This window comes from Streptomyces sp. NPDC058198 (genome assembly GCF_042882605.1).
GTDB lineage: Bacteria > Actinomycetota > Actinomycetes > Streptomycetales > Streptomycetaceae > Streptomyces.
The window spans coordinates 460,487-477,840 of the sequence record NZ_JBHVVP010000003.1; the positions used below are offsets into that span (position 1 = coordinate 460,487).

At 71.1% G+C, this 17,354-nt stretch carries 16 protein-coding genes; 11 read left to right on the forward strand and 5 right to left on the reverse strand.

Annotated elements, in window-relative coordinates:
- Positions 1–106: 106 nt before the first annotated feature.
- On the reverse strand, positions 107–1,048 hold the full coding sequence (locus tag ACFVWW_RS14365; protein WP_384335607.1) for a hypothetical protein: 942 nt from the start codon (positions 1,046–1,048) through the stop codon (positions 107–109).
- A 528-nt stretch (positions 1,049–1,576) separates the two neighbouring features.
- Here ACFVWW_RS14365 and ACFVWW_RS14370 point away from each other — a divergent pair.
- On the forward strand, positions 1,577–2,164 hold the full coding sequence (locus ACFVWW_RS14370) for a hypothetical protein (protein ID WP_384335604.1): 588 nt from the start codon (positions 1,577–1,579) through the stop codon (positions 2,162–2,164).
- Positions 2,165–2,261: 97 nt separating this feature from the next.
- Here ACFVWW_RS14370 and ACFVWW_RS14375 read toward each other — a convergent pair whose 3' ends face one another.
- The gene (locus ACFVWW_RS14375) at positions 2,262–3,137 is read right to left on the reverse strand and encodes a hypothetical protein (protein ID WP_384335601.1); all 876 of its coding nucleotides are present in this window, start codon (positions 3,135–3,137) and stop codon (positions 2,262–2,264) included.
- Positions 3,138–3,344: 207 nt separating this feature from the next.
- Positions 3,345–4,889 carry an AbgT family transporter gene (locus ACFVWW_RS14380; RefSeq protein WP_386878175.1) on the reverse strand — a complete coding sequence of 515 codons (1,545 nt, stop codon included), beginning with the start codon at positions 4,887–4,889 and terminating at the stop codon, positions 3,345–3,347.
- Positions 4,890–5,296: 407 nt separating this feature from the next.
- Between ACFVWW_RS14380 and ACFVWW_RS14385 the strand changes: the two genes are divergently transcribed.
- The 3 genes from ACFVWW_RS14385 to ACFVWW_RS14395 all read left to right on the forward strand — a co-directional run bounded on the left by ACFVWW_RS14385 (position 5,297) and on the right by ACFVWW_RS14395 (position 8,423).
- Complete coding sequence (locus ACFVWW_RS14385; RefSeq protein WP_386878176.1) at positions 5,297–6,502, forward strand: M20 family metallopeptidase; 1,206 nt, start codon at positions 5,297–5,299, stop codon at positions 6,500–6,502.
- A gap of 100 nt (positions 6,503–6,602) precedes the next feature.
- The gene (locus ACFVWW_RS14390) at positions 6,603–7,904 is read left to right on the forward strand and encodes a DUF5937 family protein (protein ID WP_386878177.1); all 1,302 of its coding nucleotides are present in this window, start codon (positions 6,603–6,605) and stop codon (positions 7,902–7,904) included.
- Positions 7,905–7,922: 18 nt separating this feature from the next.
- A complete protein-coding gene (locus tag ACFVWW_RS14395; RefSeq protein WP_386878178.1) occupies positions 7,923–8,423 on the forward strand; it encodes an HIT family protein in 501 nt (166 codons plus the stop codon).
- Positions 8,424–8,470: 47 nt separating this feature from the next.
- On the opposite strand, the gene ACFVWW_RS14400 is transcribed toward ACFVWW_RS14395, so the two are convergent.
- Positions 8,471–9,655, reverse strand: a complete 1,185-nt coding sequence (locus tag ACFVWW_RS14400; RefSeq protein WP_386878179.1) for an MFS transporter — start codon at positions 9,653–9,655, stop codon at positions 8,471–8,473.
- 84 nt (positions 9,656–9,739) lie between these two features.
- Here ACFVWW_RS14400 and ACFVWW_RS14405 point away from each other — a divergent pair, with 84 nt between their 5' ends.
- Positions 9,740–10,114, forward strand: coding sequence for a MerR family transcriptional regulator (locus tag ACFVWW_RS14405; protein WP_384186304.1), 375 nt, complete (start codon positions 9,740–9,742; stop codon positions 10,112–10,114).
- Between the two features lie 40 nt (positions 10,115–10,154).
- Here the strand turns inward: ACFVWW_RS14405 and ACFVWW_RS14410 are convergent, their stop codons facing one another.
- Positions 10,155–10,544, reverse strand: coding sequence for a hypothetical protein (locus ACFVWW_RS14410; RefSeq protein WP_384335583.1), 390 nt, complete (start codon positions 10,542–10,544; stop codon positions 10,155–10,157).
- 343 nt (positions 10,545–10,887) lie between these two features.
- Between ACFVWW_RS14410 and ACFVWW_RS14415 the strand changes: the two genes are divergently transcribed.
- The 6 genes from ACFVWW_RS14415 to ACFVWW_RS14440 all read left to right on the forward strand — a co-directional run bounded on the left by ACFVWW_RS14415 (position 10,888) and on the right by ACFVWW_RS14440 (position 17,336).
- Positions 10,888–12,150, forward strand: coding sequence for an ROK family protein (locus tag ACFVWW_RS14415; RefSeq protein ID WP_386878180.1), 1,263 nt, complete (start codon positions 10,888–10,890; stop codon positions 12,148–12,150).
- Positions 12,151–12,536: 386 nt separating this feature from the next.
- Positions 12,537–13,040, forward strand: a complete 504-nt coding sequence (locus ACFVWW_RS14420; RefSeq protein WP_386878181.1) for a flavin reductase family protein — start codon at positions 12,537–12,539, stop codon at positions 13,038–13,040.
- 36 nt (positions 13,041–13,076) lie between these two features.
- Positions 13,077–14,138 (forward strand): ABC transporter substrate-binding protein, encoded by a 1,062-nt coding sequence (locus ACFVWW_RS14425; RefSeq protein WP_386878182.1) that lies wholly within the window; start codon positions 13,077–13,079, stop codon positions 14,136–14,138.
- Positions 14,139–14,144: 6 nt separating this feature from the next.
- The gene (locus ACFVWW_RS14430) at positions 14,145–15,065 is read left to right on the forward strand and encodes an ABC transporter permease (protein WP_386878183.1); all 921 of its coding nucleotides are present in this window, start codon (positions 14,145–14,147) and stop codon (positions 15,063–15,065) included.
- On the forward strand, positions 15,041–15,880 hold the full coding sequence (locus ACFVWW_RS14435; RefSeq protein WP_386878184.1) for an ABC transporter ATP-binding protein: 840 nt from the start codon (positions 15,041–15,043) through the stop codon (positions 15,878–15,880). Before ACFVWW_RS14430 ends, ACFVWW_RS14435 begins: the two co-directional genes overlap by 25 nt.
- On the forward strand, positions 15,864–17,336 hold the full coding sequence (locus tag ACFVWW_RS14440) for an LLM class flavin-dependent oxidoreductase (protein WP_386878185.1): 1,473 nt from the start codon (positions 15,864–15,866) through the stop codon (positions 17,334–17,336). Before ACFVWW_RS14435 ends, ACFVWW_RS14440 begins: the two co-directional genes overlap by 17 nt.
- Positions 17,337–17,354: the final 18 nt, after the last annotated feature.

Here is a 17,354-nt window from a genome sequence, read left to right on the forward strand (position 1 = left end):
CGCTGCTGGGGTCCTAGTCAACTTGCCTTCCCTTGAGGCATTTTGACGTAGCAACAGAGAAATTGACGCGTCAGCGAGTGGGCCGTCGGTCGTCAATCGCCGAGAATCAGGGGGTCGGGTTCGTGGAGGAGTCGTCTGTTCGTTGGTGGGGGAGCTGTCTTGGCGGCAGCAGCTGGTCGAAGCCCTCCCAGCCGTCCCAGGACCAGACGTCGGTCTGCAGGTCGGGCGACAGCGGTACGAAGCGGCCTATCTCGAAGTCGTCGGCCGCCAGGTCGAACCAGCGCTCGTCGACCACCTCGGTGCCCAGTCCGACGGCGCGGGCGTTGAGCCGTACCAGCAGTTTGACGCCCTGTACGTCGCCCAGTTGCTTGCCCTGGATCTCCCGGAACGGCAGCTCGTGGGCCGGTGCCTCGATCGGGATCCATACGGTGAAGGGTGCGCCGCGTTCGACCGCCAGCCACGCTCGCTCATCGGCGAGGTCACCATTGGCATCGAGGACCTTCAGCCACTTCTTGTAGACGACCAGGGTGCCGTCGTGCGGGGACACCTCCAGATACCGCAGATGCGCTCGGGCGTGCAGATCGACGATGGCGAGGTTGTCCAGGTGGTTGTAGAAACGCACTGCGATGATGGCGTTCTCGCTGTCCGCGTACCGTCGCGCGTACCCGGGGAAATCCGCCGTTGAGGCATGGGAGACGCTCGCCCTGCGCCGCCAGACGAAGGGCCGCACCGTGAACATCTTGATCAGGACGACGCCGAGGAGGGTCGCGGGCGCCATGGCGCCGATCACTGACGCGAGCGTGGAGATGACTTCATGAGCGGTGTTGTTCTCCTGCGGTTCGAGGTCGGCCGTGCCGACGCAGGCCCGCAGGGTTTCCAGTGTCGTGTTGAGGAGATGCGTGTGGTCGTCCATCCGGTCGCCCAGGCTCTGCGGTGAGTGTTCGGTGAGCACGTAGAGCAGCGCCAGCGGGACCGCGAGCGTGAGCAGACCGACCAGTGCGATGGCCAGGAGGGCGTGGAGCGAGCGCCCAGCGATCCACCAGCGCACGGAAGCTCGATTTCGAGGGTGAGCGGTACGACGCCCTAAGAACGGCCGGTTCATCTCCAACACCCCGTTTTTACCGTGTAGTTGAGTTGAGAGTACTCAGGCTTCCCCTGCCGCCGTCCGGTCCGTCGCGGCGGAGGGCTCGTGATGTCCTCGCCTCGTGGGTAGAAGCATTGTGGAAAGCTGTGCGCTGGATCCGACCCTCGCGGAAAGGCGTTCCTCGTGAAGAACCGAAGCCTGAAGGCGCTGGGGCTCGCCGGTGTGCCTGCCATGCAGCCGCTCACCTATCCGGGGCGCCCGGTTACCGAACCCAGCTTGCTGACAGGTGATGAGCTGCTCCCTCTGGGTGTGCGACCTGAGCGTCTGGGCGCGTGGGGCGTCAGTGAGGGCGAAGGTGGCGCAGCTGGGTCTCAGACTCCGCTGGACCAGGCACTCTCACATCGGGGACAGGTCGGCGCGGGACACCGCCACCCCGTCATCGCGGTGGGATCCAACGCTTCTCCCGGACAGGTCAGCCACAAGCTGGCGCGCTTGGGCCTCCCCGCCGCGGTGCCGATGGTGCCCGTGCGGGTCCGTGGGATCGCTGTGGGGTGCTCAGGACACATCAGCCCCGCGGGGTATGTCGCCGCCACCCCCTACGTGGATCCGGACGCGGAGGCGACACTCGTGATCGCCTGGCTGGATTCGTGTCAGCTCGAAGCGGTCGACAGCACGGAGATCCCGGATTACCAGCGGGCCATTCTGCCGGGCGACCGGTTCGAGATGACGATGCCCTCCGGCGAGCGGCTCGGCGCGGCGTACATCTACTTCAGCGCCCACGGCGTGCTCGCGGGACCTGACGACCGGCCTCGACAGGGCGGCGGGGACCAGATCGCGCTGCTCGACTCACTCCTCGATGCCTCGCCCCGCCTGCGCGAGCTGCTCGGGCCCGATCCGAAGACCTGGGTGGAACGGGCGGGCGCCGACCGCGAGCTCCGCGAGCTGGGTACGCGCATCTTCGGTGAGGAGGGCTGGGTCCTCCCGCAGAACGAATTCCTGCCGTTCGTGGACGACAACCCCGAGCCCCGTCTGTACGACGATCTGCCGCCGGTCAGTGGCTCGTTGCCTTCCTTCGCCTAGGAGAGGGCCCGGAGGGGCTGAACAGGAACAGAGAGAGGCCGGCCCCGGCCGCGGGGCCCTTTCGGGTGCGGACGGGGCCGGGTGGGTGGGTGGGGGGTCAGCCCTTGATGAGGCGGACGACCACGGTCTCGGCGGCGGTCACGGTTACGCCGTAGTTCGGGTCCAGCGCGGAGGCCTGGGCCTCGACCTCGACTTTGCCCTTCTGGAACGGAGTCGTTCCGGTGGGGGTCGACTTGGCCGTCCAGGCCGCCGGGGTGCCCGGCTCGCAGTCCACCGAGGTGGAGTACGTGCCGTTGATGAGGACGCGGTTCTTCACCTGCGTCACATGGCCCGACAGGGTCACCTCGACCGGCGCGTTGCAGCTCACCGTGCCGTGCAGGGTGGCCTTGCCGTTCAGGGTGGAGGCCGTGCCGTCGAGTGCGACGACGAGGCCGAGGTCGAGCTCCGCGGGCGGGGCGGGGTTGTTGATGTGGACCTCGCCGCGCAGGGCGGCGGAGCCTCCCTCGCAGTGCTGCTCGTACGTGGCGTCCAGGGTCTGTACGTATCCACTCGGCCCGAACACCACGTTCGAGATGGTGAAGGAGCCGGTCAGCGTGTTGCAGCCGCGTCCGTTCCCGTCGAGGGAGAGACCGGGCTCGGCCGCCTCGTTGAACGGGTACCGGGTGGCGCCGGTGTATTCGCCCGGCGTCAGGGTCTGGCCGGCCGGCGCCGCCAGGTCGAGGTACCACCAGTCACCGTTGGCCCCGTCGACCGAGACGGAGATGACCCTGTTGTCGGCGTTGCCGGACGCCGTGAGGCGGTCCTGCGACGCGGTGTCGTAGGAGTAGGACCGGCCGCCGCTGATGTAGTCGTCGGCGTCGCCGCTGAAGCTGAGCGATCCCGTCTCGACGGGTGTCCGGGCCTGCGCGGCGGTGCTCGCGAGGACGGTCGTGCCGGTCGCCAGCGTCAGTGCCAGCGACAGTACGACCGTCACGCGAGCGAGGGCGCGTCTGGGCGCGCTGAGATTCATCGGTGATTCCCCCCCAAGGAGAAGCAGAGTGACCCTGTTGTCGGCGGGGTGTCCTTCCCGCCGGGCCGCAGCGAGTCTGTCAAGCACCGAGGGTAGTCACAACACCTTTTCCTGTAGCGGAAGTTGGCCTGAACGACAGGATTTCTGACGACATCGGGCAGTGGTGGAGGATCAGCGCACCGGAGCCCCCGGGCCCAGCGGGATGCCGAGCAGCCACCAGGCGAAGAAGAGCACCGTCCAGGCGACCAGCATCGCCAGGGCGACCGGCAGGGTGCAGGAGACGAGCGTGCCGATGCCCGCGTTCTTCTTGCGGGTCTGGATGAAGCCGACCGTCAGCATGAAGGTGGTGCTCATGGGCGTGATCGAGTTCGTGCAGGAGTCGGCTATCCGGTAGAGCGCCATCGTCGTCGCCGGATTGATGTGCAGCAGCATCAGCATCGGGACCAGGACCGGAGCGACCAGGGCCCACAGCGCCTGACCGCTGGTGATCAGCAGGTTCATACAGGCGACGGCGGCGATGAGGGCCGCGAAGAGGATCAGGGTCGGCGCGCCCATCTCGCGGATGGCGTCGGCGCCCCTCACCGCGACGTACGTCCCGATGTTCGTCCACTTGAAGAGCGCCACGAACTGCGAGACCGCGAAGAAGATCACCAGCAGCGGAGCGATGGAACGTAGCCCGTCCGCCATGAAGGCCGGTACATCGTGGTTGGAGGCGATGGCGCGGGTGAGCCTGCCGTACACCACACCGATGACCAGGAAGAAGAGCGCGAGGAAGATCGCGATGTTGTCGAAGAGCGGGGACTCGATGACGGCGCCGTCCGCCGCGCGGAGCGGCGAATGCCGGGGAAGGGTGGCGAGGGCGATCAGCGCCCAGTAGGCCAGGGCGGCCCAGCCCGTCAGCTTCAGCGCGCGGATCTCGCGGGGGCCCGGCGCGGGGCGCGCCCCGTCCGTCAGCACCTCGGGGTCGTCCGGCATCAGCGTGTGCTCGCGCCGGGCCAGCACCCGTTCGACCACGAAAGTGATGACGAAGGCGAGCACGACGGCCGACACGGTCGTGAAGTACATGTTGTCGGTCGCGCGTACGACGGTGTCGGGCGAGACCGTCTGCGCGGCCTCGGTCGCCATCGCCGCGAAGGCCGCGTCACCGGGTGCGATCAGCGGGTTCGCGTCACCGGCCGCGTTGATGGAGACGAAGGCCACGATCATGCCGAGGACCGGTGAGCGGCCCACCGTCTGGAACGCGATGGCGCCGAGCGGGATCAGGATGATGTACGCGGAGTCCGAGAGGAACTTCGACAGCGCACCGGCGAGGGCCACGGCCAGCACCACGTACCCGGCGGGCACCCGGGCGAGCGACTTGCGGGCCAGCGTCTCGAAGAAGCCCGCACGCTCGGCGACGGCCACGCCCAGCATCACGATCGTGACGGTCCCGAGCGGACCGAAGGTGACGAAGTTCTCCTCGATCATCGAAAGGAACTCGCGCGAGCCCTCCACGGAGAGCACCGTCTGCACGGCGACCCGCTTGCCCGTGGCCGGGTCGGCGACACCGAGCCCGCCCGCGGCCATCGCCCAGCTCGCCACGGCCGTGATCGCGAAGAGGATCCAGAAGAGCCAGAAGGGGTGCGGGAGCCGGTTTCCGGTGCGCTCGATCGCGCTGAGGAATCTCATGAGCTTGGGTGGTGCGGGGTCGACGGCTGTGGTGTCCACGGCTGCCATGGGCCCTCCTTCTGCGGTGCGACTGCTGTGGGTGGGTCGAACGGTGCCGTCGACCTGTCGGGGTGGCGCGGGAACGGCCGGCGGCCGGCCGGCGCCCTGGGGGTGGGCGGTACGGCCGAGCCGGAGGCGGTCGGCGGTGCGGCGACCCTACGAGCAGCTGAGAGAAGTCTGACCAGGGTTACCTGGGCCGCGGTAATCGGGGTCCGGGGAGACGGCCGCGGCCGCAGTCTCGACGTACGAAGAGTCTCGGCGTACCAGAAGCCCCGGCGTACGGACAGTCCCCCGTACGGACAGTCCTCCGTACGGGCAGTCCTCGCGTACGCCGCTCGTCCACGGCCGGTGTTCGAGCGCGCCGGGAGCGCCGAGCGCGTCGTACGTCAGCACCGCCTCGCACCATGGGAGTCCCCTTGTCCGCTGCCGCCCCCACGCCGCAGTCCCTTGCCGCCGAAATCTCCGCTCTGCGGCCGCGCATGGAGAGCGTCAGCCGCGCGATCCACGCCAGGCCCGAGCTGAAGTTCGAAGAGGTCCATGCCCAGGAGGTGCTGACCGGCTGGCTGGCCGAGGCCGGCTTCACGGTGAAAGCGCCGGTCGGCGGCGTCGGCACGGCCTTCGTCGCGGTCCATGAGGGGAGCGCGCCAGGACCGTACGTCGCCGTGCTCGCCGAGTACGACGCGCTGCCCGGCATCGGGCACGGCTGCGGTCACAACCTGATCGCGGCGGGCGGCGCGGCCGCCGCGATAGCCGCCGTACGGGCGCTGCCCGAGCACCCAGGCACGATCGCCGTGATCGGCACGCCGGGCGAGGAGATGGGTGGCGCGGGCAAGATCCGGCTGGCCGAGGCGGGGGTCTTCGAGGGGGTGGACGCGGCCGTGATGTTCCATCCGGCGGACCGTTCGCTGACCACCCGGCACGGCCTGGCCGCGGCACATCTGCGGGTCGCCTTCTCCGGCGTCAGCGCCCACGCGGCCAAGTCGCCGTGGGAGGGGCGGAGCGCGCTCGCCGCGGCGCAGCTCTTCCTGAACGCTCTCGACGCCATGCGTCAGTTCATGCCGCCGACCGCCCGGATCCACGGGATCGTCACGGACGGTGGGCAGGCCCCCAATGTGGTCCCGGCCCATGCCGCGGTTGACCTGTATGTGCGGGACCGCACGGCGGCGTCCGCCGAGGCGCTGGTCGCCCGGGTCCACCGGGCCGCGCACGGGGTGGCCATGGCCACCGAGACGGAGGCCGAGGTGTCCGAGACCGGCCCGATGTACGCGGACCGGCGCAACAACACAGTGCTGGCGGAGCGCTTCGGGGAGACCGTACGCGTGCTGGGCCTGGACATCGTGCCGGGCGACCCGGCGACCCCGGCGGGCTCCTCCGACATCGGCAATCTCTCGCAGCTGCTGCCGGTCATCCACCCGTACGTCCAGATCGCCGCGACGGGGACGCCGAGTCACTCGGAGGCGATGCGGGAGGCCGCGGTCACGGCGCTCGCCCATGACCGCACGGCGATTGCCGCGACCGGGCTGGCGCGGGTGGTGAGCGACCTGGTCGCCGACCCGGAGTTCCTGGCGGCGGCGCGGGCGGACTTCGAGGGCGCCGGACGGGGCGCCGGGCAAGGTGCCTGACAGGAGGCTCGACCGGTCCCTTCCGGGGCCCTGAGCGGGCGGCGGGACCGGTGCGTACCGGCCGGGGCCCGCCCGTCCGGCCGGTACGTAAACTTCCCGTATGTCGGTCGTCATCGTCCTGGAGGGGGCCGGGCCCGGCTCCTTCACGGTGGCGGTGTCCCCGCTCGCGGAGCTCTCCGCCTGTCTGCACGCGCTGACCGAGTCCGGCCACCACCCGGAGCTGCGGGACTGGGGGCGTACGGTCACCGCGGGCGCGTCCGCGGAACTCCGCGCCGGGCTGCGGCGGTTCTCACCGCTGTGGTCCGCGCTGCGCTGGCGCGGTTTCTACCCCGGGCTCGACGGTACGAGGACGGCCGGCGGCCCCACAGCGGGTACGGGCGCGGCGGGTAGGGCCATGACGGGTAAGGCCGCGGCGGGTACGGACAGGGCTCGTACGGGCCCCGCGCCGGACACCGCCGGTCCGCCTGATCCGCCCGGTACCGGCCGCCTCGGCCCCGGCCTCGGCGAGCAGCTCCGTACCCTCGCGGGACTGCCCACCGGCCGCTTCGCCGAGCTGACGGCCTTCGCCTGCGTGAACGGCTACACCCGCTTCGACTTCTCCCGGCTGCTGCGCTCCGCCGAGCAGCGGGCCGCACTCGAACACGCCGCCGCCGCGCTGTCGGCCGGGCGGCAGGAACTCGCCGCGCAGCTGCTGCGCGACCCCGAGGGCTGCCGCGCCGACCTGCTCGGCTTCCTCGACCTGTGCCGCTCGGAGTTCTTCGCGGAGGCCTGGGCGGGGACCGAGCCCGAGCTCACCCGCTCCGCGCTCGCGGTGCGGCGACGGCTGGCGACGGGCAGCGGGCGCGGTCCGGGTGCCGGGCCTGGTCCGGGCGCCGGGCGCGATCCGGGTGTCAGGCTTGGTCCCGGCGGCACCGAAGACCTCGCCGAGGCCCTCGCCTCCCTCAGCCCCGACTCCTCCCGCCTCGCCGGACCGCCGCGCGTCGTCTTCGACAAACTGCACCACTCGGTGATCACTCCGGCGCGCACTCCGGTCATCCTCGTCCCCACCCGCTACAACTCACCGCACCTCGTCGTCAAGAACGAACCGGGTCTGCCGCCCGTACTGCACTACCCGGTGGACGCCCCCGAGGTGGGCGTCACGCTCGCCCGCAGCCGGATGCTGGCGCTGACCGATCCGCACCGGGTACGGCTGTGCCGGCTGATCGCCCGGGAGCCGATGACCACCCTGGACCTGGCGGCGAGGCTGTCGATGACCCCGCCCCAGGTCTCGCGCCATCTGCGGGCGCTGCGCGACCTCGGCCTGGTCGGGACCGAACGGAGCGGCCGCTTCGTCCACTACCGTCTTGACCTTGCGGCCGTCGAGCGCATCGGCCAGGACGTGGTCCGGGCGCTCCAGCACTGATGAGGAGTCAGTATGCCGATGGACCGGCAGCCCATGGATCTTCCGTCGTACGAGGCGCGGGTGCGCAGCGGACCGTGCTTCGTCTGCGCGTTCCTCGCGGGGGATCCCGCGTACCGGCACGAGACGGTCCATGAGGACGAGGAGCATGTGGCCTTCCTCGACCGGTGGCCCACGCTGCCCGGGAAAGTCCTGGTCGCGCCGAAAGCACACATCGAGCACGCGGTCCGGGAGCTGGACGAGGGCGCGTACACGCGACTGATGCTGGTCGTACGGACGGTGGCGCTGGCGGTGGAGGACACGCTGAAGCCCGAGCGTACGTACCTGCTGTCGCTGGGGAGCCAGCAGGGCAACGCGCATCTGCACTGGCATATCGCGGGGCTGCCGCCCGGGGTGCCCTACGAGCAGCAGCAGTACCACGCGCTGATGACCGAGAGCGGGGTGCTGGCCGCGCGGGAGCAGACCCCCGACCTGGCCGCGCGGCTGCGCGGAGCCGTCGCCGAGCGGCTGCGGACCGCCTGACGCCGGGGACGGCCTGACGCCGCGCACCCGTTGGGAGAGACGGCCGCTCAGTGCGCCGCGCGGTGCGCCGGGAACGCGTGGCGGCGGGCCGCCGCCACGGTCACCAGGGCGGCGGCGATCAGCGGCAGGGCCGTCCAGGGCAGGGCGCCCGCCCCGCCCCCTGAGCTTTCCAGGACAACGCCGCCGGCCAGGGATCCGGCGGCGATACCGCCGTTGTAGACGGTGGTCTGCATGGAGGTCGCCACATCCGCGTCGGCAGGGCCCGAGATGTGCACCAGCGCGGTCTGGAGCAGCGTAGGCGCTCCGCCGAAGGCGACACCCCACGCGGCGACCGCCGTCAGCAGCACCACGGGGCTGTCCCCGAACAGGCCGAGGGCGAGCATCGCGGCCGCGATCAGGGCGAGGGCGCCGAGGAGGGTCGGCCGTGGACGGCGGTCGATCAGGGCGCCGACGATCCAGATCCCGGCGACCGTGGCGACGCCGAAGACGAGCAGGACCAGCCCGGTGCGGCCGAAGCCCGAGCGTGCGGAGAACGGCGCCATGTACGTATACACGGCCTGGTGACCCAGCAGCAGGAGCAGGGTGATGGCCAGCACCGAAGGGATGCCGGGCAGGGAAGCGATACGGCGCAGCGGAACGCGGTCGGCGGCCGGTTCGCCGGGGAAGTCGGGGACCTGCCATCTCACCCAGGCCACCAGGACCACGGCCAGGACGGCCACCGTGGCGAAGGCGGCGCGCCAGCCGAGGAGCGCGGCCAGGGCGGTGCCGGCGGGGATGCCGAGGGAGAGCGCGACGGTGATGCCGGCCAGGACGACGGCGATGGCACGGCCCCGGCGTTCTGCCGGGACCATCCGGGCGGCGTAGCCGGCGAGCATCGCCCACATCGTGCCGCCCATGACGCCGGCCAGCAGCCGGGCCCCGAAGGTGAGGGGGTAGGAGGAGGAGAAGGCGGTGACGGCGTTGCAGAGCGCGAAGCCGGCGAGCGCGCCGACGAGCACCGGGCGGCGGCGCAGGCCACGCAGCGCCGCGGTGAGGGGGATCGCGGCGAGAAAGGAAGCGGCCGCGTAGCCGGTCACGAGGAATCCGACCCGGCCTTCGGACACCCGCAGGCTGCGGCCCATCGGCGGCAGCAGCCCGGCGGGGAGCAACTCGGTCATCACGGCGGTGAACGCGGCCGTGAACAGGGCCAACAGGCCCCACAACGGCAGTTTCCCGGTCGGTGTGGCAGACATGCGACCATGGTGAAACCTTCACATCAATGTGAAGGCAAGCGTGGTCGTACGACCCGCCAGGAGGCCCCCGAGGAGCACAGCGCCATGAAGATCGGTGAACTGTCCCGGCGCACCGGCGTTCCCACCCGGATGCTGCGCTACTACGAGGAGCAGGACCTGCTGCACCCCGGGCGGGCCGAGAACGGCTACCGCCGCTACGACGAATCGGCGCTCCATCGTGTCCAGCAGATCCGCGGACTCCTCGACTCCGGCCTCACCACCGAGATCATCCGCACCATCCTGCCCTTCCTGAACAAGCCGGACGAGATCCATCTCCACCCGGAATGCCTGACCCCGGAGACCGCGGCACTGCTGCGCGGCGAGGCGGAACGGATCCAGCAGCGCATCGACTGCCTGGCCCGCAACCGCGACGCCATCCGCGCCTACCTCGCCGCCGTCCAGCCGGAGACCGCGGGCTGATCCGCGAAGATCCGCGAAGATCCGCCGGACGGGACCGGACCTACGTGACGTCGTTCGGGCGGGACATGCGCAGGGCCAGTTCGCGCAGGACGTCCGCCGAGGTGACGTCCGTACGGCCGGTGTCGTGGGCGGCGGCGAGTTCCGAGAAGACGAAGGTGAAGGCGCCGATCAGCTGCATGATGGCGGGCAGCGCCGCCTCGGTCACCGCGTGCGCAGCTTCGAGCGGGGTGGCGTCCTGGGACACCTCGAACGAGGGAAAGACCTCGGCGAGCAACGAGCCGATCTGCCCTTCCCCGGAGTCCCTGTCCGCCGGCTCCCCGTCCGACTCGTCGTCAACTCTCGCGTCCACGCCCCGGTTGGCGGTGCGGATCCACTCCGCAGACTGCGTGAGAATGCCGATGGCCCTGAGGACGACTTCGCTCTGCTCCATGCCGAGAGTGTCCATGATGCGGGCAGGTGTTTGACCCCGTTCCACCCGGCCCGTTACGTTGCGCGGCATGCAGCGATCCGCGCACCTGACGACTCGAGGTCATGTCGACCTGAAGCGTGTGTGCTCCGCCGCGTGTCACCGGTCCTGAGCGCTGTCCGAGAGTACGGCGCCCGGACCGAACGTCCGCCGCTGATCCGGCCGCACCGCCTCCGGTGCCGGATGAGCCGGCCGATTTCCGCCAGGGCGCCCTCGTACGGGAGAAGACGTCTGCCGCCGCACCGGTGCTGAACCACCGGTCCGCCCGCCGTCGTCCCCGCCGCCATCGAGGACCTGGAAGGCATTCGTGGAAAGACCGCCGTCGTACGAAGCCCGCCCCACACCCCTGCGCCGGTCGGACATCCGCGCCGCCGCACCCGCCCGTCGCGCCCTCGGTACGGGGGCGGTGCTGCGCGCGATCCTCGATCACGGGCCCGTCGCCCGCAGTACGGTCGCCCGGCTCACCGGACTGTCGCCGGCCTCGGTGACCGCTCACTCCGGGCAGCTGCTGGCCCGGGGGCTGATCCGGGAGGCTCCCGAGGCCACCGGGCCGAGAGGTCTGGGCCGTCCCCATATTCCGGTGGAGATCGACACCGGGCGCTATCTGCTGGCCGGAGCGCATATCGCCGTCGGCCACTCGACCGTCTCTCTGATGGATCTGCGCGGCCGTGTCGTGGCCCAGGACCGGGAGCCGCATCGCGGTACGGACCCGGACCGGGTGCCGGGCGGGCTGGCCGCGCGGCTGCCGCGGCTGGTGGCCGCCCGTGCGGCGGGGCGGACCGTGCTCGCGCTGGGTGTGGCCACCGGCCACCGGGTGGACGCCGAGGCCGGGGTGGTCGTCGAGCATCCGCTGCTCGGCTGGCGGGATGTGGCGGTACGGGAGTACCTCGCCGCCGCCACCGGGCTGCCGGTCCATGTGGACGGTCATTCCCGGGCGTTGGTCCGTGCCGAGCAGCTGTTCGGCGAGGCGACGCCCCGCGCGAGCATGGTGCTGCTGTTCGTCGGCGCGGTCGTGGACGCCGCGTTCGCCACCGCCGGAGCCGTCCACCAGGGTCCGCGTTCCGGCGCGGGCAGCGTGGCGCATCTGCCGGTCGGTCCCGGCGACGGCGTCAACCGGTCGGGAACCGAACCCTGTCCCTGCGGCGAGCCCCGCTGTCTCCAGGCCGAGGTCTCCGAGCGGGCCATGGTGCGGCGCGCGGCGGAGGAAGGGCTGCGCGTCCCCTCGTTCCAGGCGCTGCTGGACGCCGCCCTGAGCGGTGAGTCACGGGCGGTGGCGCTGTTCCGCCGGCGGGCGCGGCTCGTCGGGCGGGCCGCGGCGCTGCTGCTGGACATGTTCGATCCCGAAGTGCTGGTGATCGTCGAGCCCGGGACGGGCAGACTGCCGCGGTGTCTGGCCGATCTGCGGGCGGAGGTGGCCGAACGCTCCTGGGTCTGCGACGACCCGGAACGGGCTGTCGTACCCAGCAGCTTCACCGGTTCGGTGCTGGCCACGGCGGGCGGCGCGGTGGCGCTGGACGTCCTGTACACCGATCCGCTGGGGCCCTGGCCCGCCCTGCCGGCCGTGTCCTGACCCGCCCCGGCTCCGTTGTCCCGACCGCCCCTGAATTCCACTAAATTCAGAAAGTTGCATTGTTGACCCGGCCGGACTCCGGCCGCGAGGATGGAACCATGACAAGCCCGCAGCGGATTCCTCAGTACGTGCCCGACCCGGCGCGCTACTGCCGTGCGGCCGTGCCGGCGTGTGTTCCCGCCCGGCTTTTCTGTTGTCGTTCCTGTCCGGGGAAGTAATTCCAGGCCGTCAGCGGCCGACCCCGCTTTCTTCCGCGCCCTAACGCGTCGCAACGCGCCGTAGCGCCTTCATTCCGGGCCGTCCCGCGTCATCCCGCGTATTCCGGGCCCTCCCCGCCTGCCCTTCCCGCCTGCCCTTTCCCTGCTCACTTTCCCTTGGGGGAGACGTTGACTGTCACCGTGTCTTCGCACCCCGCGACGGGCATCGCCCCGGAGCGGTTCAAACAGATATTCCGCCAGTACCCCGCCGGGGTCGTCGTGGTCACCGTGGACGCCGGCCAGGGGCCGGCGGGGTTCACCGCCACCTCGCTCACCTCCCTCTCCCTCACCCCGCCGCTCGTGTCCTTCGGCATCGCGACGACCGCCTCCTCCTGGCCGCACATCGAGCGGGCCTCGACCGCCGTCGTCAACTTCCTGAGTGCGGAACAGGAGCCGGTGGCACGGCGGTTCGCCACCAGCGGCATCGACCGGTTCGCCGCGCCGACCCGGTGGCGGCGGCTGCCGGACGGGGAACCGGCGCTCGACGACGTCGCCGGCCGGCTGCGCGTCAGGGTCGAGCGGCTCGTACCGGCCGGCGATCACCGCATCGTCATCGCCCGCGTGGAGGACTCCTGGCTCGACGGCGGGCGCGGCCCGCTCCTCTTCCATGACGGCGGATATCACTCGATCTGACCGGTCACCGGTCAAGAAAAACAGGATGCCGACGCCATGCTCACCCACTCGCCCCACACATTCCCCGACCGCCGTTCCTTTCTCGCTCTCACCGGCGGGGCGCTGCTGACTCTCGCCGGCTGCGCCCAGGAAACGAAAACCACGATCAGTGCGGCGCCCGCCCGGAAATTGCCCTCCGGTGCGCCGCCGCCAGGAACGAAGCTGGCGATAGCCCTCCGTACCGCACGCCTTCAGCTCGCCGCTTCCGGAATCGACAAGGAATTGCGATTCACGGTCTCCCAGTGGCCCAATCTGAGCGCGGGCCCCGATATCATCCAGGGATTCCGCGCGCACTCGATCGATGTGGCGGGCAACGCGGGAATTCCGCCGATCCAGGCCAAGGCGATCGGTGTGGGAGCCAGGATCGTCGCCGTCCAGGTGCGGAACCACCCGTTGTACGTCTTCGCGACCGCGCCCGGCTCGTCCATCGCCCGCGTCGAGGACTTCCGGGGCAAGAAGATCGCCTTCTCCCAGGGCCAGGCACAGGGCGTGGTCGTCCTGCGCGCCCTCAAGAAGGCCGGCCTGCGCAACAGCGATGTCGAACTCGTCCCGCTGCCCAGCACCCAGTTCCTCACCGCCCTCCAGTCCAGGCAGGTCGACGCGGCGCCGCTGGCCGAACCGACGCTCACCAAGTACCTGAGCCAGTACGGCAAGGACGGCGCCAAGGGGGTCCGTACCGACGTCGTGGACCTGCTCTCGGTCCTCTGGTCGCCGACGGAGGTGCTCGACGATCCCGCGAAGGCGGCGGCCGTCCGTGACTTCGTACCGCTCTGGGCCCGGGGCCAGGTGTGGGCCTGGGAGCACACCGACCGGTGGATCGACACCTACTACGTCAAGGACCAGGGCGTCACCGCGGCGGACGGCAAACGCATCGTCGACTCGCTGGCCGCGCCGCGGTTCCCGGTGAGCTGGGACAGGGCCGTCGCCTGGGAACAGGAGACCGCCGACCTGATGGCCGAGGGCGGCTTCGTACCGGAGCTCGATGTCGCCGACCTGTTCGACCGCCGGTTCGAGGGCCTCGCGGCCGGTGCCGTACCCGCCGCATACCGGGAGGAGTGAGGCGTCATGACCGAAGCGCTGTCATCCGTACCTCTACGAGAGCGGACACAGGAGCCGGCGGAGGTCACCCACGATCCTCCCGGTCCCGCCGTGTCCGCCGAGAAGGCCGCCGCGTCCGCCGCGAAAGCCGCCGCGCCCGCCCGCCGTGGCCGGAGGCGGCTCGGCCCCGGCCGGTCCGTCCCCTTCGGCCGGCTGCTGGGCCCGGCGCTGCTGGTCGCCGTCTGGTGGGCGGCCTCCGCCCTCGGCGCCCTCGACCCCCGCATCCTGTCCGGCCCCGGCGCCGTGGTGGCCACCGCGGTGGATCTGATCGCCGACGGCCGGCTCCAGGACAACGTCCTCATCTCGCTCCAGCGCGCCGGGCTCGGGCTCCTGTTCGGCGTGGCGGCCGGCGTGACCCTCGCCGTCGTCGCGGGACTGAGCCGCGCGGGGGAGTACCTCGTCGACGGCCCGCTCCAGATCAAGCGCGCGATCCCCTCCCTGGCGCTGCTCCCGCTGCTGATCCTGTGGCTGGGCATCGGGGAACAGATGAAGATCACCGTGATCGCGCTCGGTGTCGCGGTGAACATGTACATCAACGCCCACACCTCGCTGACCGGCATCGACAGCCGGTATGTGGAACTCGCCGAGGTCCTCGGGCTGAGCAGGTGGCAGTTCATCCGCAAGGTCGTCGCGCCGGGCGCGCTGCCCGGTTTCTTCGTGGGGCTGCGGCTCGGCGTCACCTCGTCCTGGCTGGGTCTGATCGTGGTCGAGCAGATCAACGCCACCAGCGGTATCGGCTACATGATGTTCCAGGCCCAGCAGTACGCCCAGTCCGACGTCATCATCGTGGGCCTGGTGGCCTACGGGATCTTCGGTTACGCCTCGGACGCGCTGGTGCGCGGGATCGAGAGGAGGGTCCTGTCATGGCGGCGCACCCTGGCGGGCTGACGGCGACGGCCACCGAGCCCGGGGCTTCGGCCGCGACTCCGGCCGCGGTCCGTACCACCCGGCTGGTACGGCGGTTCGGCGACCGGACCGTACTGCGGGAGCTCGACCTCACCCTGGCCGAGGGGGAGTTCACCGCTCTGCTGGGGCGCAGCGGCTCCGGCAAGTCCACCCTGCTGCGGGCCTTCGCCGGCCTTGACCACGAGGTCGAGGGGTCGGGCCGGCTCGATGTCCCCGAACGGGTCTCGCTGTCGTTCCAGGACTCCCGGCTGCTGCCCTGGCTGCGGGTGCTGGACAACGTGGCGCTCGGCATCCGGGGCCGCGGGGCCCGCGAGCGGGGGCTGACCGCCCTGGCCGAGGTCGGTCTGGCGGGCCGCGAACGGGCCTGGCCCCATGAGCTGTCCGGCGGCGAGCAGCAGCGCGCCGCCCTGGCCCGCGCGCTCGTACGCGACCCCGAACTGCTGCTGGCCGATGAGCCGTTCGGCGCGCTGGACGCCCTCACCCGGATCAAGATGCACGGCCTGCTGCGCGAGTTGTACGAGCGGCACCGGCCCGCGGTCCTGCTGGTCACCCATGACGTCGACGAGGCGGTCGAACTCGCCGACCGCGTGCTGGTCCTGGAGGACGGCCGGATCTCCGTGGACCTCGCCGTCGACCTGCCGACGCCGCGCACCCGGCGCGACCCCCGGTTCCAGGAGTACCGCGACACGCTGCTCGCCGCGCTCGGCGTGGCGGAGCATCCCCACCGCGCAGAAGATCCCCACCGCGCCGACCGTCCCCACCCCGAGGAGAAGCCCGCTCATGTCCCCGAGCACTGACCGCACCAGTACGGACCGCACCAGTACGGACCGCACCAGCACGGACCGCACCCCCGCCCGCAAGCAGCTGCACCTCAACGCGTTCCTCATGTCCGTCGGTCACCACGAGGCGGCCTGGCGGCTCCCCGAGAGCGAGCCGTTCGCGAACACCGACATCGAGCACTACAAGAACCTGGCCCGCATCGCGGAGCGCGGCAAGCTCGACTCGCTGTTCCTCGCGGACAGCCCGGTCCAGCTGGGCGATCCCGGCCGGCGGCCCGCCGGCCGGCTGGAGCCCACCGTCCTGCTGACCGCGCTGGCCGGCGCGACCAGCAGGATCGGCCTCATCGCCACCGCCTCCACCAGCTACAACGAGCCCTACAACCTCGCCCGCCGGTTCGCCTCGCTCGACCATGTGTCGGACGGCCGCGCCGGCTGGAACATCGTCACCACGGCCGGCGCCGACGCGGCGCGCAACTTCGGTCTGGACGACACGCCGCTGCACCGCGAACGGTACGAACGGGCCGCCGAGTTCGTCGAGGTGTCCACCAAGCTCTGGGACAGCTGGGCGGACGACGCGGTCGTGGCCGACAAGGAGCGCGGGGTGCACGCCCTGGCGGAGCGCGTACGCCCGATCGACCACACCGGTCCGTACTTCCGGGTGGAAGGAGCGCTGAACGTCCAGCGCTCCCCGCAGGGCTATCCGCTGCTCGTCCAGGCCGGCTCCAGCGAGGACGGCAAGGACTTCGCCGCCCGGTACGCGGAGGCGGTGTTCACCGCCCAGCAGACCCTGGAAGAGGGCATCGCCTTCTACAAGGACGTCAAACAGCGCGCCGCGGCCGTCGGACGCGATCCCGACGGCGTCAAGATCCTGCCCGGCATCGTGCCCGTCATCGGGGACACCGAGGAGGAGGCACGGGAGCTGGACGCCGAACTGGAGCGGCTCATCGTGCCCGAGTACGCGAAGCGCCAGCTGGCCAGACAGCTCAGGATCCCGCCGGACGAACTGGATCTCGACGAGGAGCTGCCGCGGGACATCCCCACCGAGGACCAGATCGAAGGCGCGAAGAGCCGCTACACCCTGATCGTGGAGCTGGCCAGGCGCGAACATCTGACGGTACGTCAGCTCATCGGCCGGCTCGGCGGCGGCCGGGGGCACCGTACCTTCGCGGGTACGGCGGTCCAGGTGGCCGACACCATCGAGCACTGGTACGACCGGGGCGCCGCGGACGGCTTCAACATCATGCCCGCCGTGCTCCCCTCGGGGCTCGCGGTCTTCGTGGACCGGGTGGTGCCGATCCTCCAGGAGCGCGGGCTGTTCCGTACCGAGTACACCGGCGCGACCCTGCGCGCGCACTACGGACTGCCGCGCCCCGCCAACCGGCTGTTCGACCCGGTCGAGCGCGGCGAGGGCTCCCTCGGTATCGGCCTGGCGCCGGTGCTCGCGTCCGCTGCCGGCCGGGAAGCGGGGGCGTAATGTTTTTGCCGGAGACCG